The sequence below is a fragment of the Streptomyces sp. NBC_00683 genome (genome assembly GCF_036226745.1).
Lineage (GTDB): Bacteria > Actinomycetota > Actinomycetes > Streptomycetales > Streptomycetaceae > Streptomyces.
This window is the reverse complement of the sequence record NZ_CP109013.1, coordinates 3,646,439-3,669,911: the sequence shown is the minus strand read 5'-3', so window position 1 is coordinate 3,669,911 and position 23,473 is coordinate 3,646,439. Positions and strand designations below refer to the sequence as shown.

The window sequence follows — 23,473 nt, the reverse complement described above, 5'->3', positions numbered from 1 at the left end:
TCAGGAAGCCGGTGCCCGCTCCGCGGCCGCCGCGCCCGAATCCGTACCGGCAGACGCCCCCTGCGTCGTGCCGTGCACCGCATCCGGCGTCGGAGCGGCGCTCGTGTCTACCGGCGCCCCGGCCTCGGCGGCCAGAACGGCGAGGCGCAGCGCCTCGGCCCGTGTCCGTCGGGCCGTCCGCAACGCGTCCCAGGTCAGCAGCATCAGCGCCACCCAGACCAGCGCGAATCCGGCCCACCGCTCGGGCGGCATCGCCTCATGGAAGTACAGGATGCCGAGCCCGAACTGGAAGACCGGAGCCAGGTACTGCAGCAGGCCGAGCACGGACAGCGGCACCCGGATCGCCGCCGCACCGAAGCAGACGAGCGGGACCGCCGTCACGAGGCCTGTCGCGGCCAGGAGCGCCCCGTGTCCCGCGCCCCCGACCAGGAACGTCGTGTCACCGCGCGCGGCGAGCCACAGGAGGAAGCCGAGCGCGGGCACGAACAGCACGGCGGTCTCGGCGGCCAGCGATTCCAGGCCGCCCATGTTGACCTTCTTCTTCACCAGGCCGTACGTCGCGAAGGAGAAGGCCAGGGCCAGCGAGACCCAGGGCGGCTGCCCGTAGCCGATCGCCAGGACCAGCACCGCGGCGAAACCGGTCGCCACCGCGGTCCACTGCACGGGCCGCAGCCGCTCACCGAGCAGCAGGACGCCCATGGCGATCGTGACCAGCGGATTGATGAAGTAGCCGAGCGACGCCTCGACGACATGGCCGTTGTTGACGGACCAGATGTAGATGCCCCAGTTGACGGAGATGACCGTCGCGGCAATCGCTATCAGGCCCACCTTCGCGGGCTGCCTGAGCAGTTCGCCGATCCAGGCCCAGCGGCGCAGGGCGAGCAGCGCGATGCCCACGACACCCAGCGACCAGACCATCCGGTGAGCGAGGATCTCCATCGCTCCGGACGGCTCCAACAGCGGCCAGAACAGGGGCACGAGGCCCCACATCCCGTACGCGCCGATTCCGTACAGCAGGCCTGCCCGCTGTTCGTTCTTCCCCTTCACGGGCCCTCCCGGCGCTCCTGCGTCGGCGATCGGCCGACTGCACGACGGTAGCGCCGGAAAGGCCCCGTGTCATAGCCGTCTCACGGAAACACTCGTGACAGGGCTACCGCCGGTCGTTCACCCGGCGGAGACCGCGGCCGCCACCGTCCCGGCGAGCGGGGTCGTCGGCCGGCCGATCAGGCGGGCCAGGTCACCGCTCGTACCGGCGAGGAGTCCGCGCCCGATCGCCTCGTCGACGTCGACGAGGATCGCCGCGAGGCCCTCGGGCAGCCCGGCGCCGACGAGGATCTCCCGGTGCGCGGCGGCGGGCACGTTCGTGTACACGATCTCCTTGCCGGTCGCGGCGGCGACCACGGCGGCGTACTCGGCCAGGGACCAGGCGACATCGCCGCTCAGCTCGTACGCCGTGCCGAGGTGGCCCTCGCCGGTCAGTACGGCCGCCGCGGCGGCGGCGAGGTCGGCACGCGAGGCGGACGCGATACGGCCGTCACCCGCGTTGGCGACGACGGCCCCGTGCTCCAGGACGGGCGCGAGGTTGTCCGTGTAGTTCTCGGTGTACCAGCCGTTGCGCAGGAGGGTGTACGGGAGTCCCGAGTCGAGGATCAGCTGCTCCGTCACCTTGTGCTCGGCGGCCAGCTGGAAGTCCGCGTCCGGCCCGCCCAGCACACCGGTGTACGCGAACTGGGCGACGCCCGCCGCCCTCGCGGCGGCGATCACGGCCGTGTGCTGAGCCACCCGCCGGCCGATCTCGCTGCCGGAGACCAGCAGCACCCGGTCGCCTGCCCGGAACGCATCGGCGAGGGTCTCCGGCCGGTCGTAGTCGGCGATGCGGATCTCGACGCCGCGGGCGGCGAGGGATGCGGCCTTCTCCTTGCTGCGGACGACGGCGGCGATCCCGTCCGCCGGCACCGTGGCGAGCAGCTGCTCGATGACGAGGCGGCCGAGCTGTCCGGTGGCTCCGGTGACGACGATGCTCATGGGGGTTCTCTCCTGGTGGCGCTGTTACTGATGCGAGGGGGGACAGCACTCACCATAGGAGCGGCACTAACTACAGGAAAGTACCCACTTTGAAGTAAGGTACTGGCATGAAGGTAAGCATCCTGGACGAAGTGGGCGGTAGGCGCCCCGACGTCAACCAGCAGAACTGCCCCTCCCGGCTGGTCCTCGAGCACATCACCAGCCGGTGGGGCGTGCTCGTGCTGGCCGCGCTCCTGGAGCGCTCCTACCGGTTCAGCGAACTGCGCCGCGAGGTCGGAGGCGTCAGCGAGAAGATGCTGGCCCAGACCCTGCAGACGCTGGAGCGCGACGGCTTCGTGCACCGGGACGCGAAGCCGGTGATCCCGCCCCGCGTGGACTACTCGCTCACCCCGCTCGGCAGGGAGGCCGCCGACCAGGTCTGGGCACTGGCCCGCTGGTCCGAGCGTCAGGTGGACAAGGTCGGGTCGGCGCGCGCGGCATACGACGAGGCCCGGAACCAGTCGGCTCCGGGCCCCGGCGAACAGGCGTGACGGCGGATCAGCCGATCACGGTCCAGGTGTCGTTGCCCGCCAGCAGGGTGCTCAGGTCACCCTTGCCGTGTTGTTCGACGGCGGTGTCGAGCTGGTCGGACATGAGGGTGTCGTAGACGGGTCGCTCGACGCTGCGCAGGACACCGATGGGGGTGTGGTGGAGGGTGTCGGCGTCGGCGAGGCGGGACAGGGCGAAGGCCGTGGTGGGGCTGGGGTTGTGGGCGTCGTGGACGAGGATGCGGGACTGGTTGTCCTCGGTGACCGCGACGACTTCGAGGTCGCCGGTGACCGGGTCGCGGACGACGCCCTTGTGGCCTTCGGCGCCGAAGCGGATGGGCCGGCCGTGTTCGAGGCGGATGACGGCTTCCTCGGCCCGGTCCTTGTCCTTGAGGGCGTCGAAGGCGCCGTCGTTGAAGATGTTGCAGTTCTGGTAGATCTCCACGAGTGCGGTGCCCGGGTGGTCGGCCGCCGCGCGCAGCACGCTGGTGAGGTGCTTGCGGTCGGAGTCGACGGTGCGGGCGACGAAGGACGCCTCGGCGCCCAGTGCGAGGGAGACGGGGTTGAAGGGGGCGTCGAGGGATCCCATCGGCGTGGACTTGGTGATCTTGCCGATTTCGGAGGTGGGGCTGTACTGGCCCTTGGTCAGTCCGTAGATCCTGTTGTTGAACAGGAGGATCTTGAGGTTGACGTTGCGGCGCAGGGCGTGGATGAGGTGGTTCCCGCCGATGGACAGGGCATCCCCGTCGCCGGTGACGACCCAGACCGACAGGTCGCGGCGTGAGGTGGCCAGCCCGGTCGCGATGGAGGGGGCGCGGCCGTGGATGGAGTGCATCCCGTAGGTGTTCATGTAGTACGGGAAGCGCGAGGAGCAGCCGATGCCGGAGACGAAGGTGATGTTCTCCTTCGCCAGCCCGAGTTCGGGCATGAACCCCTGCACCGCCGCGAGAACCGCGTAGTCACCGCAGCCCGGGCACCAGCGCACCTCCTGGTCGGACTTGAAGTCCTTCATGGACTGCTTGCCCTCGGCCTTGGGGACCAGGTGGAGGAGTTCGTTGGTGTCAGGCATCGATGGCCTCCTTGAGGGCTGTGGCGAGCTGCTTGGCCTTGAAGGGCATTCCGTTGACCTGGGTGAAACTGCGGGCATCGACCAGGTACTTGGCCCGGATCAGGGTGGCGAGCTGGCCGAGGTTCATCTCCGGGACGACGACCTTGTCGTACCGCTTCAGCACCTCGCCGAGGTTCTTCGGGAACGGGTTGAGGTGACGCAGGTGGGCCTGCGCGATCGGCTCACCGGCCGCCCGCAGCCGCCGTACCGCCGCGGTGATCGGCCCGTACGTCGAACCCCACCCCAGCACCAGGGTGGCGGCCCCCGCCGGATCGTCGACCTCCAGGTCCGGCACCGTGATCCCGTCGATCTTCGCCTGGCGGGTACGGACCATGAAGTCGTGGTTGGCCGGGTCGTAGGAGATGTTCCCCGTGCCGTCCTGCTTCTCGATCCCGCCGATCCGGTGCTCCAGCCCCGGCGTCCCCGGCACCGCCCACGGACGGGCCAGCGTCCCAGGATCCCGCTTGTAGGGCCAGAACACCTCCGTACCGTCGGCCAGTTCATGGTTCGGGCCCGTCGCGAACTGCGTCCGCAGATCCGGAAGACTGTCGATCTCCGGGATCCGCCACGGCTCCGAACCGTTCGCCAGATACCCGTCCGACAGCAGGAACACCGGAGTCCGGTACGTCAACGCGATCCTCACCGCGTCCAGCGTCGCGTCGAAGCAGTCCGCCGGCGTCCTGGGAGCCACGATCGGCACCGGAGCCTCACCGTTGCGCCCGTACATCGCCTGCAGCAGATCCGCCTGCTCCGTCTTCGTCGGCAGCCCCGTCGACGGACCACCCCGCTGGATGTCGATGATCAGCAACGGCAACTCCAAAGACACCGCCAGACCGATCGTCTCCGACTTCAGCGCCACACCCGGACCCGACGTCGTCGTCACCCCGAGGGAACCACCGAACGCCGCACCCAGCGCCGCCCCGATCCCCGCGATCTCGTCCTCCGCCTGGAACGTCCGCACACCGAAGTTCTTGTGACGCGACAGCTCATGCAGGATGTCCGACGCAGGAGTGATCGGATACGAACCCAGGTACACCGGCAGATCCGCCAGCCGCCCCGCCGCGATCAAACCGTACGACAACGCGAGATTCCCAGAAATATTGCGGTACGTACCCGTCGGGAACGCCTGCGTCGCAGGAGCCACCTCATAAGAGACAGCGAAGTCCTCCGTCGTCTCACCGAAATTCCAGCCCGCCCGGAACGCCGCCACATTCGCCTCGGCAATGACCGGCTTCTTCGCGAACTTCGACCGGAGAAACTTCTCCGTACCCTCCGTCGGACGGTTGTACATCCACGACAACAACCCGAGCGCAAACATATTCTTCGACCGCTCGGCCTCTTTACGGGAAAGCCCGAACTCCTTCAAAGCCTCGATCGTCAACGTCGTCAACGGCACCGGATGCACGTTGTACGCCTCGAGCGACCCGTCCTCCAACGGAGACGTGTCATAACCGACCTTCGCCATCGGGCGTTTCGTGAACTCATCCGTGTTCACGATGATGTCCGCCCCGCGCGGAACATCGGCGATGTTCGCCTTGAGTGCGGCGGGGTTCATCGCGACCAGGACGTTCGGTGCGTCGCCCGGGGTCAGGATGTCGTGGTCCGCGAAGTGCAGCTGGAACGACGACACACCCGGCAACGTACCGGCAGGCGCCCGGATCTCGGCCGGGAAGTTCGGCAGCGTCGACAGGTCGTTCCCGAACGACGCCGTCTCCGACGTGAACCGGTCACCCGTCAATTGCATGCCATCACCCGAGTCACCCGCGAAGCGAATGATCACCCGGTCCAGACGGCGGATTTCCTTCTCAGCGGCGCCCGGTTGATCTGACTGGGGGGCGCGTTGCTCCCCGACGACAGCCTCGCTGGCCTCATCGGTCTTTCCGGCTGGGCTACTGACCTGGCTGGTCACTGAACTGGACCTCCCTCGGGGCGGCGGCTCGGGACCGGCCGGCCCGCCGGCGGTCCAGGCCCCACCCTACTTCTGTAAGGGTCGCCTTCTTTGGACCGATCATATGGTGGACGTGTTTTTGGGACACGGATTCGTCACGCTTTGCCATATTTCTCGGACCCCCCGGCCGTCGGATGAACGCCTTCGGCACTCATCCTTTCGTTCCAGGCCTGGGATTTCGCTCCACTGCCACTACATCGTCGGATCACTACGACTTGAGATAGGTGAGAACAGCCAGAACACGCCGGTGATCTCCATCACTGGGTGACAGCCCCAGTTTCTGGAAGATGTTGCTGACGTGCTTCTCCACTGCGCCGTCGCTGACCACCAGCTGTTTGGCCACCGCCGAATTCGTCCGCCCCTCCGCCATCAGACCGAGGACCTCCCGCTCGCGCGGGGTGAGCCCCGCCAGCACGTCCTGCTTGCGGCTCCGGCCCAGCAGCTGCGCCACCACCTCGGGGTCCAGCGCGGTCCCGCCCTGGGCCACCCGCACCACGGCGTCCACGAACTCCCTGACCTCGGCGACCCGGTCCTTCAGCAGGTAACCCACCCCCCGGCTGCTGCCGGCCAGCAGCTCGGTGGCGTACTGCTCCTCGACGTACTGCGAGAGGACCAGCACCCCGATGTCCGGGTACTCCTTGCGCAGCCGCACCGCGGCCCGCACCCCCTCGTCGGTGTGGGTCGGTGGCATCCGCACATCGGCGACCACCACATCGGGCAGCGCGTCCTGGGCGGCGAGGTCGCTCACGGTCTTGATCAGCGCCTCGGCGTCCCCCACCCCCGCGACGACGTCGTGCCCGAGATCGGTCAGAAGCCGGGTGAGTCCCTCCCGAAGCAGTACTGAGTCCTCGGCAATGACAACCCGCACTCGTTCCTCCACGACGCTGTGTCCCCCACTGTCCATGTTCAACGTTTGATGGTGATCCGTGCGTACGCCGCCGAACGCGCCGTCCCCGCGACGCCAAGCATCCCAGGATCGACGCCCGGACGGGCCGTACAAGCAGCTTTCGTCCGCCGCACGCCGAGCGCAGCGCCCCGGGCCGCCGTCGAGGCGGCCGGGGCGCTGCGCTGGAGTGGTTCGTGCGCGGCGGGAACTCTCAGCCCCGCCAGGGCAGCTCGGCCGTGACCGTCGTCGGGCCGCCGGCGGGGGAGTCCACCACGAGGATGCCGTCCACCGCGTCCAGCCGCTCGGTCAGACCGGCCAGACCACTGCCCGACGTGAGGTCGGCCCCGCCGCGCCCGTTGTCCGTCACCTGGAGCATCAGCCGGTCCGCGGCACGCCACACATCGACCCCCGCACGGGTGGCCCGCGCATGCTTGCTGACGTTCTGGAGGAGCTCGGAGACCGTGAAGTACGCGATGCCCTCGATCGCCTGGGCGGGCCGCGACTCCAGGTCCACGGACACGTTCACGGGGACGGTGCAGCGGGAGGCGATGGCGGAGAGGGCCGCGTCCAGGCCGCGGTCGGTGAGGACGGCGGGGTGGATGCCGCGGGCGAGGTCGCGGAGTTCCTGGAGGGCGACCTTCACTTCGCCGTGGGCTTCGTCGACCATGCGGGCGGCTGCTTCGGGGTCGGCGGTCAGTTTCTCCTTGGCGAGGCCGAGGTCCATGGCGAGGGCGACGAGGCGGGCCTGGGCGCCGTCGTGGAGGTCCCGTTCGATGCGGCGCAGGTCCGCGGCGGCCGTGTCCACGACCACCCCGCGGTCGGACTCCAGCTCCGAGACCCGGGTCGCCAGCCGCGAGGGGCCGAGCAGGCCGCCGACCATCACCCGGTCCACGGACGCCAGACCGCGGATGATCCACGGCGTGACCAGGACGAGGACCAGGCCGAGACCGCTGGTGACCGCCATCTCGAAGGCGGAGTCGAGGTAGATCTGATGGGTGCTGTCGCCGTACAGCTGGACCCCGTCGATGCCCGCGTACGCCGGGAAGACCCAGCGCCACAGCGGATAGGTGAACATGGCCCACCCGTACGTCCAGAACGTCACCGAGACGACGAAGGCGAACAGCGCCCACGGGAAGTGCAGCAGGGCGTAGAGCAGATGCCGCCAGGACACCCCGCTCTTCAGTACCGCACCGACCCAGGACATCAGGCCGCCCGTCCTGCCCCGTACCGGCGCGGGATCGGCCACGTCCAGCCTCAGCAGCCCACGGGCGCGGACACGCTCCATCGCGCCGAAGCCGCGGCACATGACCAGACCCGCGGCGAGTATCGGAATGCCGAGGAAGGTGATCAGCATGCCCAGGCCCAGCGACATCATCGTGATCGCGAAGCTGAACAGCACCACGCTGATCGGCAGGCTCAGTACCAGATAGGCGAGCTCGCGCCACGTCCGCGCCTCGAAGGGCGCGCGCAGGGCCGCCGGGAAGAAGTGCTTCTCCGGGGGGTAGCCGCCCGATCCGGCACCGGGCCGGTGGTGGTCCCGTGTGTCCGGTCCGTATGCCGTGGCCATCAGTGGCGTCCGTCCGTTTCTTCTGGGCGGGAACTCCCCGCTTCTTCTGAGCGGGAGCTCCCCGCGGGCCGATACAACGGCTGGTATCTCAAGACTGCTGCGCCGGGAGGATCCGCACCATGAGGACGGTCTCCGTATCCGGCCGGGGGTTTTCCCCACCCCTCCACCACCGGAACGCCGTCAGAGGGTCTTCGACGCGGCTGCCGTACGGTCGCGCCACGGCAGCTCCGCGGTGACCGTGGTTGGCCCGCCCTCCGGAGAGTCCAGCACGAACAGCCCGTCGACCGCGCCCAGCCGCTCCGCCAGCCCCGCCATGCCCGTGCCGCCGTCCAGCCGCGCACCGCCGACCCCGTCGTCCGTCACCTGGATCAGCAGCCGCTCGTGCGAGCGCCACACCTCGACGGACACCGACCGGGCGCGGCTGTGCTTGCTGACGTTCTGGAGGAGCTCGGACACGGTGAAGTACGCGATGCCCTCGATGGCCTCCGCGGGCCTGCCGGGCAGCTCCACGGACACGTTCACGGGGACGGTGCAGCGGGAGGCGATGGCGGAGAGGGCCGCGTCCAGGCCGCGGTCGGTGAGGACGGCGGGGTGGATGCCGCGGGCGAGGTCGCGGAGTTCCTGGAGGGCGACCTTCACTTCGCCGTGGGCTTCGTCGACCATGCGGGCGGCTGCTTCGGGGTCGGCGGTCAGTTTCTCCTTGGCGAGGCCGAGGTCCATGGCGAGGGCGACGAGGCGGGCCTGGGCGCCGTCGTGGAGGTCCCGTTCGATGCGGCGCAGGTCCGCGGCGGCGGTGTCCACGACCACCCCGCGGTCCGACTCCAGCTCGGCGATCCGGGCCTCCAGCTCGTCGGAGGGGGAGAGCAGCCCCCGCACCATCGCCCGGTCCGCGTTCGTCAGCCCCCGCGCGATGTAGGGAAGCACCGGCCAGAGCACGAAGAGGCTCACCAGCGTCACGGCGAACGTCGCCACACCCCACGGCAGCCGCATGAACGAGAACAACAGCGCCCGCCAGCCCACCGGATCCCTCAGCCCCGACCACAGCCAGGAGAAGAACCCCCGGTCGCGGCGGCTGCGCGGCATGGGGCTCGGCTCATCGATCCGCACCCCGAGCATCCCCCGCGCACGCGCCCGCTCCGCCCGGCCGAGCCCGCGCGCGCCCTGCAGCCCGAGGGCGAGCAACGGCAGACCGACGACGGTGACGGAGAGCCCCACGCCCACACCGATCAGGAACACGGTGTAGACGAATCCGGCAATTGCCATCGGAAGGTTGGCCAGGAGATACGCGATCTCCTTCCACGTCTGCCGGTCGAAAGCGAAGCGGGCGGGCGGCGGACGGTCGTTGTCCGGCAGGGAGGGGCTCATGGTCATGGACCCAGCCTGCCGGGCGGAACCCGCGCACGCCATGGGGTTCGTGGGTGGGGCGAAGTAGGGATAACCCCACCACTTGTCCGACGCGGCTGCTTACCCTCTCTTTAACAGGGCCTAGACTCCCGTGCGTACAGACGTCGGACAGCTGAGGGAGCGAGGGGCGGACGTGGCGGACGTGCCGGGACCGACCGTTCTCGCGTCGGACTACTTCCAGAGCTACTCAGTGGTCGGACTGCTCGCCCTGGTCGGCGTGCTGTTCGTCGCCGTCGCCTTCGGGGCCGGCCGACTGCTCAGGCCCGTGGTCCCGACGCCGGAGAAACTTCTCACCTACGAGTGCGGCGTGGACCCCGTGGGGGAGGGCTGGGCCCACACCCAGGTCCGCTACTACGTCTACGCCTTCCTGTACGTGATCTTCGCCGTCGACTCGATCTTCCTGTTCCCGTGGGCAACGGTGTTCGCGGCACCCGGATACGGTGCGACGACGCTGGTGGAAATGTTCATCTTCCTCGGTTTCCTGGCCGTAGGACTGCTCTACGCATGGAAGAAGGGCGTCCTCGAATGGGCGTGACGAGCCGGCCGAACCCCGAACCTCCCGTTCCGCTGCCCGATCCGACGCTGCTGCCCGAGCCGAAGAAGCTCGGTGTGCTGTCCCGGCTCGCGCCCGAACCGATGAAGGTGGTCCTCAACTGGGGCCGCCGCTACAGCCTCTGGGTCTTCAACTTCGGACTCGCCTGCTGTGCCATCGAGTTCATCGCCGCCTCCATGGCGCGCCACGACTTCATCCGGCTCGGCGTGATCCCGTTCGCCCCCGGCCCGCGGCAGGCCGACCTCATGATCGTGTCCGGCACCGTGACGGACAAGATGGCCCCCGCGGTGAAGCGGCTCTACGAGCAGATGCCCGAACCGAAGTACGTCATCTCCTTCGGCGCCTGCTCCAACTGCGGCGGCCCCTACTGGGATTCGTACTCCGTGACGAAGGGCGTCGACCAGATCATCCCCGTCGACGTGTACGTACCCGGCTGCCCGCCCCGGCCCGAAGCCCTGCTCCAGGGCATTCTCAAGCTCCAGGAGAAGATCGCCCGCGAGTCGCTCGCCGAGCGGTACGCCACCGAGGACACCGCCCGCCCCTCGACCGCCGCGCTCCGCAGCGGTCTCGTCGCCGCCCCGAAGGCACCGGGGGAGGAGCAGAAGTGAACGCCGCGGACACGTACGACCGGCTGCCGGATGCCGTCGCCGACATCTTCGGCGAGGACGCCACGGCTGCGTACGCGTACGACCTGCTGACCGTCGACGTTCCCGCCTCCTCGTGGATCGCCGCCCTCGAAACGGCCCGCGACGAGCTGGGCTGCGGCTACTTCGACTGGCTGAGCGCGGTCGATGAGCCGGGCACCGGTTTCCTCGTCTGCGCCCACGTCGCCGCGCCGAGCAGCGGCCGGGTCCGGCGCCTGCTGGTGCGTACGACGGTCCCGCACGAGGCGCCCGCACTGCCCAGCGCGATCGACGTGTACGCGGGTGCGGCCTGGCACGAGCGCGAGACGCACGAGATGTTCGGCGTCCGCTTCGAGGACCACCCGCATCTGGTTCCGCTCCTGCTGCCCGAGGGCTTCGAAGGCCACCCGCTGCGGAAGGACTTCGTCCTGGCCGCCCGGGTCGCCAAGGCTTGGCCGGGCGCGAAGGAGCCGGGCGAGTCCGAACACGGCGGGCCCAAGCGGCGCACCATGCTGCCGCCGGGCGTCCCCGACCCCAACGAGTGGGGCCCGCTCAAGGGCCAGCTCCCGCCTGCCCCGGCCCGCCCGGCCAGGGGTGCCCGGGCGGCGGGCGACCGTCCTGTACGCAGGGCCCGCACCGCGGGCGAAGGCTCGGCGGCGCAGCGCCCCGCGGCGCCGGACGCCGCGGCGGGCACGACACCGGATGCCACGACACCGGATGCCACGACACCGGATGTCACTGCGCCGGATGCCACTGCGCCGGATGTCACGGCGACTCCGCAGGCCGCCCCGCCGCGTCGGAGCCGCAGTGTCTCCCAGGGGTCGGCGAGCCAGTCGGCGGAGCCTGCCGCCCCGGCCACCGAGCCTCCAGCTCCGGCCGGGCCGCCGCCGGCCACCGGTGGGGAGACCGCACCGCCCTCCGAGGCGGACGCGGCACCTGCACCGGCTGACGCCGGGCCCACAGACGCCGAGCCCACAGACGCCGGGCCCACAGACACCGGGCCCACGAGCACGCGTGCGCCTCGTGCCGTCCGCAGCACGGACGCACCCTGGCACCACGCACGCCCTGCCTTCGACGAGGCGGGCAACGGCGCCGCGGACGCACCCGAGCCCGAACCCGCCGCCCCTGCGCCGGACGCGGGCCCCGCTCCGGAGGCTGCTGCGGACCGGGCCGCGGGGGCCGGGACCACCGAGGCCGAAGAGACCGGGCCCGAGGCTGAAACGGACCCCGAGCCCGAGCCGGGCCCCGAGGCCGAACCCGACCCCGAGCCAGACCCCCGAACCGACCGTCCCGCCGGAGGCGATACCGCGTGAACGACGTACTCGACGTCGCCATCCGGCTCGTCATCGTCTTCGCCGTGTTCATGGTCGTCCCGCTCGTCGTGGGACAGGCCGAGCACAAGGTGATGGCCCACATGCAGGGCCGGCTCGGCCCGATGTACGCGGGCGGGTTCCACGGCTGGGCCCAGCTCGTCGCGGACGGCGTGAAGTTCGCACAGAAGGAGGACGTGGTCCCGGCCGACGCCGACCGCCGCATCTTCCAGCTCGCCCCCGCCGTCGCCCTCCTCCCGTACCTCCTCGTGCTCGTCGCCATCCCGATCGGGCCCAGTGAGGGCGCGGTCGGCCAGGTCGTCGACGCGGGCATCTTCTTCGTGCTCGCCGTCATGGGCATCGGCGTGCTCGGCTCGCTGATGGCGGGATGGGCCTCGGCCAACAAGTTCTCGCTCCTCGGCGGCCTCCGCACCGCCGCGCAGCTCCTCGCGTACGAACTGCCGATGCTGCTCGCCGCCGCCTCCGTGGCCATGGCGGCCGGCACCGTCTCGCTCCCCGGCATCCTGAACGCCTTCGAGTGGTGGTGGCTGCCCTGGCAGATCGTCGGGGCCCTGGTCTTCTTCGTGGCCGGTCTCGCCGAACTCCAGCGTCCGCCGTTCGACATGCCGGTGGCCGACTCCGAGATCATCTTCGGTGCCTACACCGAGTACACGGGCCTGCGCTTCGCCCTGTTCCTGCTCGCCGAGTACGCCGGAATCGTCGTCCTGTGCGGGCTGACCACCGTTCTCTTCCTAGGCGGCTGGCACGGCCCGCTCGGTGCCGACGGGCTCGGCTGGGTCTGGACCCTGCTCAAGGTGGCCGTCCTCGCCTTCGTCGTCATCTGGCTCCGCGTCACCTATCCCCGTCTGCGCGAGGACCAGCTGCAGAAGCTCGCCTGGACCACGCTCATCCCCCTCGCTCTCGCGCAGATCGCGCTCACCGGCATCGTGAAGGTGGCGATCAACTAGTGCCTCCGATCCCCGGCTCAGGCCTGGCCAAGGGTCTCGCCGTCACCCTGCGGACCATGACCAAGCGCACGGTCACCGCCCAGTACCCGGACGTCCAGCCGGAACTGCCGCCCCGTAGCCGCGGCGTCATCGGGCTGTTCGAGGAGAACTGCACCGTCTGCATGCTCTGCGCACGCGAGTGCCCCGACTGGTGCATCTACATCGACTCCCACAAGGAGACCGTGCCCGCTGCCGCCCCGGGTGGCCGCGAGCGCAGCCGCAACGTCCTGGACCGGTTCGCGATCGACTTCGCCCTCTGCATGTACTGCGGTATCTGCATCGAGGTGTGCCCTTTCGACGCACTCTTCTGGTCACCGGAGTTCGAGTACGCCGAGACGGACATCCACGAACTCACCCACGAGCGCGACAAGCTCCGCGAATGGATGTGGACCGTGCCCGAGCCGCCCGCGCTCGACCCGGGAGCCGAGGAGCCGAAGGAGATCGCAGCCGCCCGCAAGACGGCCGAGAAGCTCCAGGCGGCCCAGGAAGCGGAACAGGCCGTCGCCGACCAGGCCACGGGACAGGACGCGGGACAGAACGCGGCACCGGACGTCGAACAGGGGGGACAGGAGTGAGCCTCGCAGCGGCCGCCGGTCACCCCGGCTTCCTCTCCCCGACCGGCGTCGAGATCGCCTTCCTCCTCGTAGGACTCGCCACCTTCGGCGCGGCGCTCATCACCGTCACCACCAAGCAGCTCGTGCACGCCGCCCTCTGGCTCGTCGTGGCGCTCGGCGGTCTGGCCGTCGAGTACCTCCTGCTCACGGCCGAGTTCATCGCCTGGGTGCAGGTGCTGATCTACATCGGCTCCGTCGTCGTCCTCCTCCTGTTCGGGCTGATGCTCACCCGGGCCCCCATCGGCCGCTCACCGGACGCAGACTCGGGCAACCGCTGGGTCGCCCTGGGCGTGGCCGTTGCCTCGGCAGCCGCCCTCGTCTGGGTCGTCGTGGACGCCTTCCGTACGACCTGGATCGACCTGGACGGACCGGCCCAGGGCTCTACCGAGGCGTCCGGCGAGTTCCTCTTCCGGCACTGGGTGCTGCCCTTCGAGGCGCTCTCCGTCCTGCTGCTCGCCGCCCTCGTCGGCGCGATCGTCCTGTCCCGCAAGGACCGAGAGGACAAGAGCTGATGCACCTCGCCTATCCCGCCGTGCTCGCCGTCCTCCTCTTCTGCACCGGGCTGTACGGAGTCCTCGCCCGCCGCAACGCGATCCTCGTACTGATGTCCGTCGAGCTGATGCTCAACGCCGTCAACCTCAACCTGGTCGCCTTCGACGTCTGGCTCCGGGACGCGCTCCACTCCGGCCAGGCCCTCACCCTCTTCACCATCGCCATCGCCGCAGCCGAGATCGGTATCGGCCTGGCGATCGTCCTGGCCGTCTACCGCAACCGGGGCAGCTCGGACGTCGACCGCCTCCGCGACACCGCGGAGACCGACGAGGCCGAGACGCTCCCCGGCGACGAGGACACCGACGACGCCGCCCACGGCACCGCAGACCCGGCCACTGCTCCGGCAGGGAAGGCAAAGAAGGCAGAGGCCACCGCGTGACCACCACGACCCTCGCCGTCCTCGTCCCCCTCCTCCCGTTCCTGGGTGCCGCCGCCGGACTCCTCCTCGGCAGGACCGGCTACGCACGCCCCCTCGCCGTACTGCCCACGCTCGCCGCAGGCGTCATCGCCGTCGTCGTCGCCGTACGCCAGGGCGGCGGCCCGGCCGTCGTCGCCGCGACCGAACTCACCCCCACGGGCTCGGTCCCCATCGACCTCGCCCTGTACCTCGACGGCTTCGCCGTCCTCGTCGCCGTACTCGTCGCACTCGTCGCCACCTGTGTGCAGATCTACTCGACGGCCTACCTGCGCGACGACGCCCGCTACCCCTCGTACGCGGCCCTCGTCTCCCTCTTCACCTCCGCGATGCTGCTCGTCGTCTACTCCGGCGACCTGATGGTGCTCCTGGTCGGCTGGGAGATCATGGGCATCTGCTCGTACTTCCTGGTCGGCCACTACTGGGAGACGCCCGAGGCCCGCGCCGCCTCCCTCAAGGCCTTCCTCGTCACCAAGCTCGGCGACGTCCCCTTCCTCATCGGCCTGTTCGCACTCGCCGCGGACACCGGTACCTTCCGCATCACCGGGATCCTCGGAGCCGTCGCCAACGGCGGACTCGACCACCCCACCCTCATCGCCCTGCTGCTCCTCGCAGGCGTCGCGGGCAAATCCGCGCAGTTCCCCCTGCACACCTGGCTGCCCGACGCGATGGCCGGCCCCACCCCGGTCTCCGCGCTCATCCACGCCGCGACGATGGTCGCCGCCGGTATCTACTTCGTGGCCCGGCTCCTCCCCGTCTTCGCGGAATCCGGCGCGGCCCTCGTCGTCCTCGCCGTGATGGCCGCCGTCACGATGATCGGCTCCGGACTTGCCGCTCTGGCCCAGGACGACATCAAACGCGTCCTCGCCTACTCGACCATCGGACAGCTCGGCTACATGTCCGGAGCCCTGGCCGTCGGCGACAGGGGTGCCGCCGTCTTCCACCTCATTTCGCACGGTGCGTTCAAAGCGGTCCTCTTCCTCGCCGCGGGCGTCGTCATCCACGCCGCGGGAACCAACTCACTGGCCGCCATGTCCCGCATGGGCGGCCTGACCAAGCGCATCCCCGACGCGTACTGGACGATGACCGTCGCCCTCCTCGCCCTCGCCGCCATCCCCCCGTTCGCCGGCTTCTTCTCCAAGGAAGCCGTGCTCGTCGCCGCCGAGCACACCGCCTTCGGCGACCGTGACGTGGCGCCCGCGGCCGCAGGCTGGACGATCCTCGTCGCCGGGCTCCTCGCCGCTGTCCTCACCGCCGCCTACGCCACCCGCCTGTGGCTCCTCGCCTTCCGCGGGCGCGGCACCGAGGCCCCGGACCACGGCAAGCAGCCCGTCGCGATGACCTCCGTGCTCTGGGTCCTCGCCGTCCCCACGATCGCCTTCGGCCTCACCGTCGGTGTCATCGCCGACTGGTTCGACGGACACAGCCTCACCCCGTCCCTCACGACCGCCGTGCTCTCCACCGGGGTAGGCCTCGTCGGCGGACTCGTCACCTACGGGGCCTGGCGCCACACCATGGCGATGGCCGACCGTCCCCCGGTTGGCGCCGTCGCCGCCCACCCCGACGCGGAACCCGCCCTGGTGGAGGTCGAGGCGATGACCTCCCACACCGCCGCCTACGGCACCATCGCGGACGCCCCCGACCCCTCGGACCCCGGCCGTCTCCTGCTCGGCCCCCTCCACCGGCACGCCGTCACCGGCTTCCACCTCGACGCCCTGTACACGAGGGCCTTCGTCCGCCCCGTCCAGGAAGCCGCCCGCCTCGTCCGCTTCCTGGACCGCGAGGTCGTCGACACGTACGTCCGCGCCTCGGGCAGCATCGCCCGCGGGCTCGGCACCGTGGTCCGCCGCGCCCAGACCGGCAACGTGCAGACCTACCTCGGCGCGCTGCTCGCCGGATCCCTTGTCCTGGCGATCGCCGCCGTCGTCTTTGCCAACGTCAACGCCGGGGCGTGAACCGTGATCGATATCAGCGCATCCGTGATGCAGTTCCTTCTGGCGTTCATCGTCGTCGGCCCGCTCGTCGGTGCCGTCGCCGCGCTCCTGCCCGCCCCGCCCGGACTCAAGGGCAAAAACCCCGACCAGGCCGTGCTCCGCCACGGCGTGACCGTCACCGGCGCCGTCCTCGTCGCCGCACTCGTCCTGGCCGCCGGCTTCGACCACGACCACCCGTCGAAGATGCAGGCCACCACCGACATCAGCTGGATCCCGGCACTCGACGTCCGGATCCACCTCGGCACCGACGGCATCTCGCTCCCCCTCCTCGTACTGACCGCGCTGCTGACCTTCCTCTGCGCGCTCTACAGCTACTTCAAGCTCCCCGCAGGCCCCTCCCCGAAGGCCTTCGTCGCACTCGTCCTCGTCCTCGAGTCCGGCACCCTCGCGACCTTCGCCGTCCTCGACCTGCTGCTGTTCTTCCTGGCCTTCGAGATGGTCCTCATCCCGATGTACTTCCTCATCGCCCGCTGGGGCGGCGACCGGAAGCAGCCCGCCGCCTGGAAGTTCATCCTCTACACGCTGCTCGGTTCCGTGCTCATGCTGCTGGGGCTGCTCCTCATCGGACTGAAGAGCGGCACCTTCGACATGGTGGCACTCGCCACTGACAACGGCCGTGGACTCACCGCATCCGTGCAGGTCATCGCCGTACTCACCATCGGTGTCGGCCTCGCCGTGAAGACGCCGATGTGGCCGCTGCACAGCTGGCTCCCCGACGCCCACACCGCGGCGCCGACCGTCGGATCCGTCCTCCTCGCCGGCGTCCTGCTGAAGATGGGAACGTACGGCTTCGTCAGGATCCTGCTCCCCATCACGCCCGACGGGATGCAGACCTTCGCGCCCTACCTCGCCGCGTTCGCCGTCGTCGGAATCATCTACGGATCCCTCGCCTGCCTCGCCCTCGCCCGCCCCGGCGCGAAGGGCGACCTCAAGCGCCTCATCGCCTACTCCTCCGTGGGCCACATGGGCTTCGTACTCCTCGGCATCGCGACGATGACCCCCACCGGCGTCAACGGCGCACTCTTCGCCAACATCGCCCACGGCCTCATCACCGGACTGCTGTTCTTCCTCGTCGGCGCCGTCAAGGACCGGTACGGCACGGCGGACCTCGACACGCTCGCCGGAGCCACGGGAGCCGCTCTGTACGGCCGGGCCCCCCGTCTCGGCGGCCTTCTCGCGTTCGCCGCGGTGGCCTCGCTCGGCCTCCCGGGCCTCGCCGGATTCTGGGGCGAGATGCTCACCCTCTTCGGCGCCTTCGACCCCGCCGAAGGACTCAGCCGCCCCGCCTTCCTCACCTTCATGTCCATCGGCGCCTTCGGCACCCTGCTCACGGCCGCGTACATGCTCATCGTCGTACGCCGCGTGTGCATGGGCGGGACGCCCGAGACGGGCGGTGACCGCGAGGAGCAGCCCCCGGTGGCCGACATCCAGAGCTACGAATTCGCCGCCTGGACCCCGCTCGCCGCCCTCACCGTCCTCGCCGGACTGTGGCCCGCCGTCCTCCTCGGCCTCACCGACCCGGCCGTGCAGAAGCTCCTCGCAGGAGGCAAGTCGTGACCGTGGCAGCCGACAGCGCAACCGGGGCGGCAAGCCTCGTCCAGTCCGTCGACTGGCTCGCGATCGCACCGCCCGTCATCGCCGCCGTGGTGGCGCTCGCCGTCCTCGTCGCCGACCTCTTCGTCAGCGAGCGACGCAAGCCGCTCCTCGGCTACGGAGCCGTCGCCGGACTCGTCGCCGCGCTCGCCCTCCTCATCCCGCTCCGCGCCGGAGACCGCTCCACCTTCTGCCTCACCGGGGGCACCCAGGCCTGCAGCTACACCGCCGACCACTTCGCCCTCGTCATCCAGGCCCTCGTGCTCGGCGGAGCCCTGCTCACCGCGCTGCTCTCGATCGGCGACACCCGCAAGCTGCCGGCGGGGGAGTTCTGGTTCCTGCTGCTGTCCTCCGCGGCGGGCGCCGCCCTCCTGCCCGCGGCGCGCGACCTCGCCACCCTCGTCGTCGCCCTCGAAGTCGCCTCGCTCCCCGCCTTCGCCCTCGTCGGCATCAAGCGCGGCGACCGGCGTTCCTCCGAAGCCGCGCTGAAGTTCTTCCTCTCCTCCGTCGTCGCCACCGCCGTGATGCTCCTCGGCGTCAGCTTCGTCTACGCGACCACCGGCAGCATGCACCTCACGGAGATCGCCGACCGCCTCGACGACGTACCCGGCCGGTTCGACACCCTCGCCGCGGCGGGCGTCGTCCTCACCCTCGTCGGTTTCGCCTTCAAGACGGCAGCCGCGCCCTTCCACTTCTGGGTCCCCGACACCTACGTCGGAGCCCCCCTCCCGATCGCCGCGTACCTCTCGGTCGTCGGCAAGGCGGTCGGCTTCTCCGGCCTCATCCTCGTCACCGTGATCGGCTTCCCGTCCTACGCCGACGTGTGGGGCCCCGCCCTCGCCGTACTCGCCGCCCTCACCATGACCGTCGGCAACGTCGCCGCACTCCGGCAGACCGCGACCCGCGCCCGCAGCGCCGTACGCCTCCTCGCCTGGTCGTCCGTCGGCCAGGCCGGTTACCTGCTCGTCCCGATCGCCGCCGCCGCGTACTCCAGCGACGAGCAGATCGGCTCCACCGTCGCGTACGCCCTCATGTACGCCGTCGTGAACCTCGGCGCATTCGCCGTCGCCGCTCTCGTCGCCCGTACCCACCCGGGCAACCGCCTCAGTGACTACCGCGGCCTCTATGCCACCCGGCCCCTTGCCGCGCTCGCCATGGGCTTCTTCCTGCTCTGCCTGGCCGGGCTGCCCCCGGGCATCATCGGCCTCTTCGCCAAGGTCACCGTGTTCTCCTCGGCCGTGGACGCCGGGCTGGGCTGGCTCGCCGTCGTCATGGCCGTCAACGTCGTGATCGCGCTCTACTACTACCTCCAGTGGACCGCGGCACTCTTCCGTACACCGGAGACGACAGCCGGTGACGAGCCGGCCGCCGCCCCCCGCACCCACCACGTCCCCGCCCCCCTCACCCTCGCGATCGCCCTCACCGCAGTGACCGGCATCGCCCTCTCGGGGGCACCCCAGCTCGTCCTCCGCTTCGCCGCGGTCAGCCTCTTCTGACCCTCGGATGATCGGTTTGCCCGGGGAGCCCCGGACAGGGCATGGTCTTGCCTGCAAACGTCACGAAAAGAGCAAAGAGGAGCCAAAGCGGTGCTGAACGGGTTCAAGGACTTCATCCTGCGCGGGAACGTCATCTCCATGGCCATCGGCCTTGCCGTCGGAGCCGCGTTCACCGCTGTGGTCACGGGCTTCAGCAACGCCTTCATCGTGCCGCTCATCGGCCTCTTCACCCGCGGAACCGGCGACTTCAGCAAGGCCACCTTCACCGTCGAAGGCGCGATCTTCCCCTACGGCCTGTTCATCAGCGCCGCCATCGCCTTCCTCATCACCGCCGCAGTCCTCTACTTCCTCGTCGTCGTCCCCATGGCCAAGGTGCAGAACCGCTTCACGGCCAAGGAAGAGGAAGCGAAGGCCGACATCAAGGCCGCCCTCCGCGACTGCCCCCGCTGCTTCACCGAGATCCCCGCCGTCGCCAGCCGCTGCGCCCACTGCACCAGCGACGTCGAGCCGGACTCCGAGGCACGCGCGCTCGCCGGCCTCCCCGCACAGCGCTGACCGCTCTGCGCCCCTCCACAGGGCAAGGCGGCGGCAGCACACCGGAAGCACGCCGGCAGCCCCAGAGGCCGCCGAAACGCACCCCACCACCCGTACGGCCCAGGGGCGGATCCACCCGGATCCGCCCCTTCGGCCTTTGCCTGCGGCCCCACGCACAAGGGAACTAGCTCTCCTCGCCTCGCGTTGACCAGTACGGGAGGCTCCACTGGGGAGTGGAGCACCACCAAGCAAGGGTTCCCCTGCTGCACCACTTGGAGGGCGTACCGTGCACCGCCGGCACAACGGGCTGAAAACCGCCGTACTCCTCGGGGGCCTGTCCGCACTCATCATCGTCATCGGCAGCCTCTTCGGACGCATCGGCCTGATCGTGGCCCTCCTCGTCGCGCTCGCCACCAACGCGTACGCGTACTGGAACAGCGACAAGCTCGCCCTGCGCGCCATGCGTGCCCGGCCCGTCAGCGAGTTCGAAGCACCGCAGCTGTACCGCACGGTCCGTGAGCTCTCGACCGCGGCCCGTCAGCCCATGCCCCGGCTCTACATCTCCCCGACGCAGGCACCCAACGCCTTCGCCACCGGTCGCAACCCGCGCAACGCCGCGGTCTGCTGCACCGAGGGCATCCTCCAGATCCTCGACGAACGCGAGCTGCGCGGCGTCCTCGGTCATGAGCTCAGCCACGTCTACAACCGCGACATCCTCATCTCGTCGGTCGCGGGCGCCCTGGCCTCCGTCGTCATGTTCCTGGTCAACTTCGCGTGGCTGATCCCCGTGGGCCGGTCCAACGACGACGAGGGCCCCGGCATCGTCGGCATGCTCCTGATCATGATCCTCGGCCCGCTCGCCGCAAGCGTCATCCAGCTCGCCGTGAGCCGGTCCCGCGAATACGAAGCGGACGCCTCCGGAGCCCAGCTCACCGGCGACCCACTCGCCCTTGCCAGCGCCCTGCGCAAGCTCGACGCCGGCACCAAACAGCTTCCGCTGCCGCCCGAACCCAGGATCGAAACGGCGAGCCACATGATGATCGCGAACCCGTTCCGACCCGGCCAGGGCATGTCCAAGATGTTCTCCACCCACCCGCCCATGGCGGAACGCATCGCCCGACTCGAGCAGATGGCAGGTTACCGACCGTGAAAACAATCCTGAACGTCATATGGCTGATCCTGTGCGGCTTCTGGATGTTCCTCGGCTACATCGTCGCGGGACTCCTGCTCTGCATCACGATCATCGGCATCCCCTTCGGCGTGGCCGCGTTCCGCATCGGCGTCTACGCCCTCTGGCCCTTCGGCTACATGGTCGTCGACCGCCACGACGCCGGAGGAGGCTCGTTCATCGGGAACGTCCTCTGGGTCATCCTGGCCGGCTGGTGGCTCGCACTCGGCCACATCTTCACCGGCATCGCCCTGTGCATCACGATCATCGGCATCCCCCTGGGCATCGCGAACTTCAAGCTCATCCCGGTGTCCCTGATGCCCTTCGGCAAGGAGATCGTCCGCACCGACGAGCCCTTCGCGTCGAGGTAGACCGGCGCCCCGGACCGCAACCGCACCCACCCCACATCCGTCCTGGCTTGTACGACGATGTGACGGGTAGGTTCGCGAACATGAGCATCATCAGTTGGATCATCCTCGGGCTCCTGGCCGGCGCCATAGCCAAGCTGCTGCTCCCCGGCCGGGACCCCGGCGGCATCATCGGCACCACCCTCATAGGAATCGTGGGAGCCTTCCTCGGCGGCTGGCTCTCCTCCCGCTTCCTCGACCGCCCCATCAGCACGGACTTCTACGACACCGCGACATGGATCGCCGCCATCGCCGGGTCCCTCGTGCTGCTCATCGCCTACCGGCTGCTGTTCGGCAACTCGCGCGACCGCCGCTGAGCTACGTCGCCGGGCGCTCGCCCGACCCGGTCCCGCCCGACCCGGTCCCGCCCAACCCGGTCTCGCGCAACGTCAGATTGAGCCGGCCGGCCCGCATCCCCGACGCGGGACCGGCCGAGCCCTCGAACACCCGCGGCACCCCGTGGAACGCGTAGCGCGACGGACCACCGAACACGAACAGGTCGCCGGAGACCAGCTCCACATCCGTGTAGGGACGCCCCCGGTCCTCCGTGTTCCCGAAGCGGAACACACACGAATCGCCGAGACTCAGCGACACCACAGGAGCGTCCGACCGCTCCTCCCTGTCCTGATGCATCCCCATGGTCGCCGCGCCGTCGTAGAAATTGACCAAGGCCGCATCCGGCGCGTACGCCCGGGCCCGCCCCGCGTCCCCGTACGCCTCCGCCACGGCCGCCCGCCCCAACTCCACCAGCCACTGCGGGAACTCCGCGACCCGTGCGCCGTTCACGTCGTCCGCCGTACGCGCGTACCGGTACGGCAGCCAGTGCCATCCCAGGCACACCGTCCGCACCGACATCACGCCACCACCCGGCAGGACCGTGCGCCGCAACGGCACGGGTCCCCGCGCCCACTCGCGGCACGCCGCCACCAACTCCCGCTGCCGCTCCGGCGACAACCACCCCGGAACATGCACCGCCCCCGGAGCGACCTCCCTGCGCGGCCTCGGGAACAGCCCGTCCTGCGACGGCGGGACCCCGTCCGGCACCACCCGGCCCGCCGCCCTCAGCGCCCCACCGCCAGGGCGCCCTCCAGCCCCAGCAGCTGTTCCTTGCGCTCCACACCGCCCGCATAGCCCCGCAGGGCCCCGTCCGCACCGATCACCCGGTGGCACGGCCGCACGACCAGCAGCGGATTGCGCCCGATCGCCGTCCCGACAGCCCGCACCCCGGCGCCCGCGGAACCGACCTGCTCCGCGATCTGCCCGTACGACACCGTCACCCCGTACGGAATGGCATCCAGGGCCTTCCACACCCGCCGCTGGAACTCCGTACCCGCACCGTCCGCGTACGGAATGTCGAACCGGGTCAGCCGCCCCTCGAAATAGGCCGCCAACTGCCCGGCGACACCGCCGAACAGCTCCGGCGTGTGCCGCCATCCGTCCTCCACGACAGCGGCACCCTTCTGGCCGGGCAGGGACAGCGAAACCAGTGCCACACCATCCGCCGTACCGGCCCGCTCCTCACCGACCAGCAACAGCTCACCCAGCGGGCTGCCGACCTTCGCGTACACCGTTGCCATGACTCGTCACACTCCCTGCCCGGCGGACCGCACGAGCGGCCCGATCACATCCCGTACCCACGAGTCTGCGACCCGCGCCGCGCCACGACCGGCGGTATTCGGACATCACGTACGACGACGGGGCGACCCGCACCGACCGGCACGACCCGCCCCGCACATGAACGG

Annotated in this window: 24 protein-coding genes; 15 read left to right on the top strand and 9 right to left on the bottom strand. The window is 70.0% G+C overall.

The features are described from left to right. A complete protein-coding gene (rarD, locus tag OG257_RS16245; protein WP_329208406.1) occupies positions 1-1,047 on the bottom strand; it encodes an EamA family transporter RarD in 1,047 nt (348 codons plus the stop codon). A 117-nt stretch (positions 1,048-1,164) separates the two neighbouring features. Further along, positions 1,165-2,025 carry an NAD(P)H-binding protein gene (locus OG257_RS16240; RefSeq protein WP_329208404.1) on the bottom strand — a complete coding sequence of 287 codons (861 nt, stop codon included), beginning with the start codon at positions 2,023-2,025 and terminating at the stop codon, positions 1,165-1,167. A gap of 107 nt (positions 2,026-2,132) precedes the next feature. Here OG257_RS16240 and OG257_RS16235 point away from each other — a divergent pair, with 107 nt between their 5' ends. Continuing rightward, positions 2,133-2,555 (top strand): winged helix-turn-helix transcriptional regulator, encoded by a 423-nt coding sequence (locus tag OG257_RS16235; RefSeq protein WP_329208402.1) that lies wholly within the window; start codon positions 2,133-2,135, stop codon positions 2,553-2,555. A 7-nt stretch (positions 2,556-2,562) separates the two neighbouring features. Here the strand turns inward: OG257_RS16235 and OG257_RS16230 are convergent, their stop codons facing one another. The 5 genes from OG257_RS16230 to OG257_RS16210 all read right to left on the bottom strand — a co-directional run bounded on the left by OG257_RS16230 (position 2,563) and on the right by OG257_RS16210 (position 9,432). Next, complete coding sequence (locus OG257_RS16230; RefSeq protein ID WP_329208400.1) at positions 2,563-3,621, bottom strand: 2-oxoacid:ferredoxin oxidoreductase subunit beta; 1,059 nt, start codon at positions 3,619-3,621, stop codon at positions 2,563-2,565. Beyond that, positions 3,614-5,569 (bottom strand): 2-oxoacid:acceptor oxidoreductase subunit alpha, encoded by a 1,956-nt coding sequence (locus OG257_RS16225; RefSeq protein ID WP_329208398.1) that lies wholly within the window; start codon positions 5,567-5,569, stop codon positions 3,614-3,616. The genes OG257_RS16230 and OG257_RS16225 overlap by 8 nt, the downstream gene beginning before the upstream one ends. A gap of 247 nt (positions 5,570-5,816) precedes the next feature. Then, entirely contained in the window at positions 5,817-6,476 is a 660-nt protein-coding gene (locus OG257_RS16220) for a response regulator transcription factor (RefSeq protein ID WP_329208397.1), read from the bottom strand. A gap of 229 nt (positions 6,477-6,705) precedes the next feature. Continuing rightward, on the bottom strand, positions 6,706-8,061 hold the full coding sequence (locus OG257_RS16215) for a sensor histidine kinase (RefSeq protein WP_329208395.1): 1,356 nt from the start codon (positions 8,059-8,061) through the stop codon (positions 6,706-6,708). Between the two features lie 180 nt (positions 8,062-8,241). After that, positions 8,242-9,432, bottom strand: coding sequence for a sensor histidine kinase (locus tag OG257_RS16210; RefSeq protein ID WP_329208393.1), 1,191 nt, complete (start codon positions 9,430-9,432; stop codon positions 8,242-8,244). A 166-nt stretch (positions 9,433-9,598) separates the two neighbouring features. Between OG257_RS16210 and OG257_RS16205 the strand changes: the two genes are divergently transcribed. The 14 genes from OG257_RS16205 (at position 9,599) to OG257_RS16140 (ending at position 22,048) form a co-directional block, all read left to right on the top strand. Continuing rightward, positions 9,599-10,000, top strand: coding sequence for an NADH-quinone oxidoreductase subunit A (locus tag OG257_RS16205; protein WP_053930253.1), 402 nt, complete (start codon positions 9,599-9,601; stop codon positions 9,998-10,000). Further along, positions 9,991-10,626 carry an NADH-quinone oxidoreductase subunit B gene (locus OG257_RS16200; protein WP_329208391.1) on the top strand — a complete coding sequence of 212 codons (636 nt, stop codon included), beginning with the start codon at positions 9,991-9,993 and terminating at the stop codon, positions 10,624-10,626. The genes OG257_RS16205 and OG257_RS16200 overlap by 10 nt, the downstream gene beginning before the upstream one ends. Further along, the gene (locus OG257_RS16195; protein WP_329208390.1) at positions 10,623-11,954 is read left to right on the top strand and encodes an NADH-quinone oxidoreductase subunit C; all 1,332 of its coding nucleotides are present in this window, start codon (positions 10,623-10,625) and stop codon (positions 11,952-11,954) included. The genes OG257_RS16200 and OG257_RS16195 overlap by 4 nt, the downstream gene beginning before the upstream one ends. Further along, positions 11,951-12,919: a complex I subunit 1/NuoH family protein gene (locus OG257_RS16190; protein ID WP_329208389.1), complete on the top strand. Its 969-nt coding sequence runs from the start codon at positions 11,951-11,953 to the stop codon at positions 12,917-12,919. The genes OG257_RS16195 and OG257_RS16190 overlap by 4 nt, the downstream gene beginning before the upstream one ends. After that, positions 12,919-13,533: a NuoI/complex I 23 kDa subunit family protein gene (locus OG257_RS16185; protein ID WP_329208388.1), complete on the top strand. Its 615-nt coding sequence runs from the start codon at positions 12,919-12,921 to the stop codon at positions 13,531-13,533. The genes OG257_RS16190 and OG257_RS16185 overlap by 1 nt, the downstream gene beginning before the upstream one ends. Next, positions 13,530-14,084 carry an NADH-quinone oxidoreductase subunit J family protein gene (locus OG257_RS16180; protein WP_329208386.1) on the top strand — a complete coding sequence of 185 codons (555 nt, stop codon included), beginning with the start codon at positions 13,530-13,532 and terminating at the stop codon, positions 14,082-14,084. The genes OG257_RS16185 and OG257_RS16180 overlap by 4 nt, the downstream gene beginning before the upstream one ends. Beyond that, positions 14,084-14,503, top strand: a complete 420-nt coding sequence (gene nuoK / locus OG257_RS16175) for an NADH-quinone oxidoreductase subunit NuoK (protein ID WP_329208384.1) — start codon at positions 14,084-14,086, stop codon at positions 14,501-14,503. The genes OG257_RS16180 and nuoK overlap by 1 nt, the downstream gene beginning before the upstream one ends. Continuing rightward, positions 14,500-16,494 (top strand): NADH-quinone oxidoreductase subunit 5 family protein, encoded by a 1,995-nt coding sequence (locus tag OG257_RS16170; protein ID WP_329208383.1) that lies wholly within the window; start codon positions 14,500-14,502, stop codon positions 16,492-16,494. Before nuoK ends, OG257_RS16170 begins: the two co-directional genes overlap by 4 nt. Positions 16,495-16,521: 27 nt before the next feature. Further along, positions 16,522-18,090, top strand: a complete 1,569-nt coding sequence (locus OG257_RS16165; protein WP_329215129.1) for an NADH-quinone oxidoreductase subunit M — start codon at positions 16,522-16,524, stop codon at positions 18,088-18,090. After that, complete coding sequence (locus OG257_RS16160) at positions 18,087-19,622, top strand: NADH-quinone oxidoreductase subunit N (protein WP_329208381.1); 1,536 nt, start codon at positions 18,087-18,089, stop codon at positions 19,620-19,622. Before OG257_RS16165 ends, OG257_RS16160 begins: the two co-directional genes overlap by 4 nt. A 90-nt stretch (positions 19,623-19,712) precedes the next feature. Then, positions 19,713-20,177, top strand: coding sequence for a large conductance mechanosensitive channel protein MscL (gene mscL, locus OG257_RS16155; RefSeq protein WP_329208380.1), 465 nt, complete (start codon positions 19,713-19,715; stop codon positions 20,175-20,177). Between the two features lie 265 nt (positions 20,178-20,442). Next, positions 20,443-21,306, top strand: coding sequence for a zinc metalloprotease HtpX (htpX, locus tag OG257_RS16150; RefSeq protein WP_329208378.1), 864 nt, complete (start codon positions 20,443-20,445; stop codon positions 21,304-21,306). Then, positions 21,303-21,695: a YccF domain-containing protein gene (locus OG257_RS16145; RefSeq protein ID WP_329208376.1), complete on the top strand. Its 393-nt coding sequence runs from the start codon at positions 21,303-21,305 to the stop codon at positions 21,693-21,695. The genes htpX and OG257_RS16145 overlap by 4 nt, the downstream gene beginning before the upstream one ends. An 80-nt stretch (positions 21,696-21,775) precedes the next feature. Continuing rightward, positions 21,776-22,048, top strand: coding sequence for a GlsB/YeaQ/YmgE family stress response membrane protein (locus OG257_RS16140; protein WP_329208375.1), 273 nt, complete (start codon positions 21,776-21,778; stop codon positions 22,046-22,048). Position 22,049: 1 nt separating this feature from the next. On the opposite strand, the gene OG257_RS16135 is transcribed toward OG257_RS16140, so the two are convergent. Further along, positions 22,050-22,778, bottom strand: a complete 729-nt coding sequence (locus tag OG257_RS16135) for an alpha-ketoglutarate-dependent dioxygenase AlkB family protein (RefSeq protein ID WP_329208374.1) — start codon at positions 22,776-22,778, stop codon at positions 22,050-22,052. 14 nt (positions 22,779-22,792) lie between these two features. After that, positions 22,793-23,308 carry a methylated-DNA--[protein]-cysteine S-methyltransferase gene (locus OG257_RS16130; RefSeq protein ID WP_329208372.1) on the bottom strand — a complete coding sequence of 172 codons (516 nt, stop codon included), beginning with the start codon at positions 23,306-23,308 and terminating at the stop codon, positions 22,793-22,795. Positions 23,309-23,473: the final 165 nt, after the last annotated feature.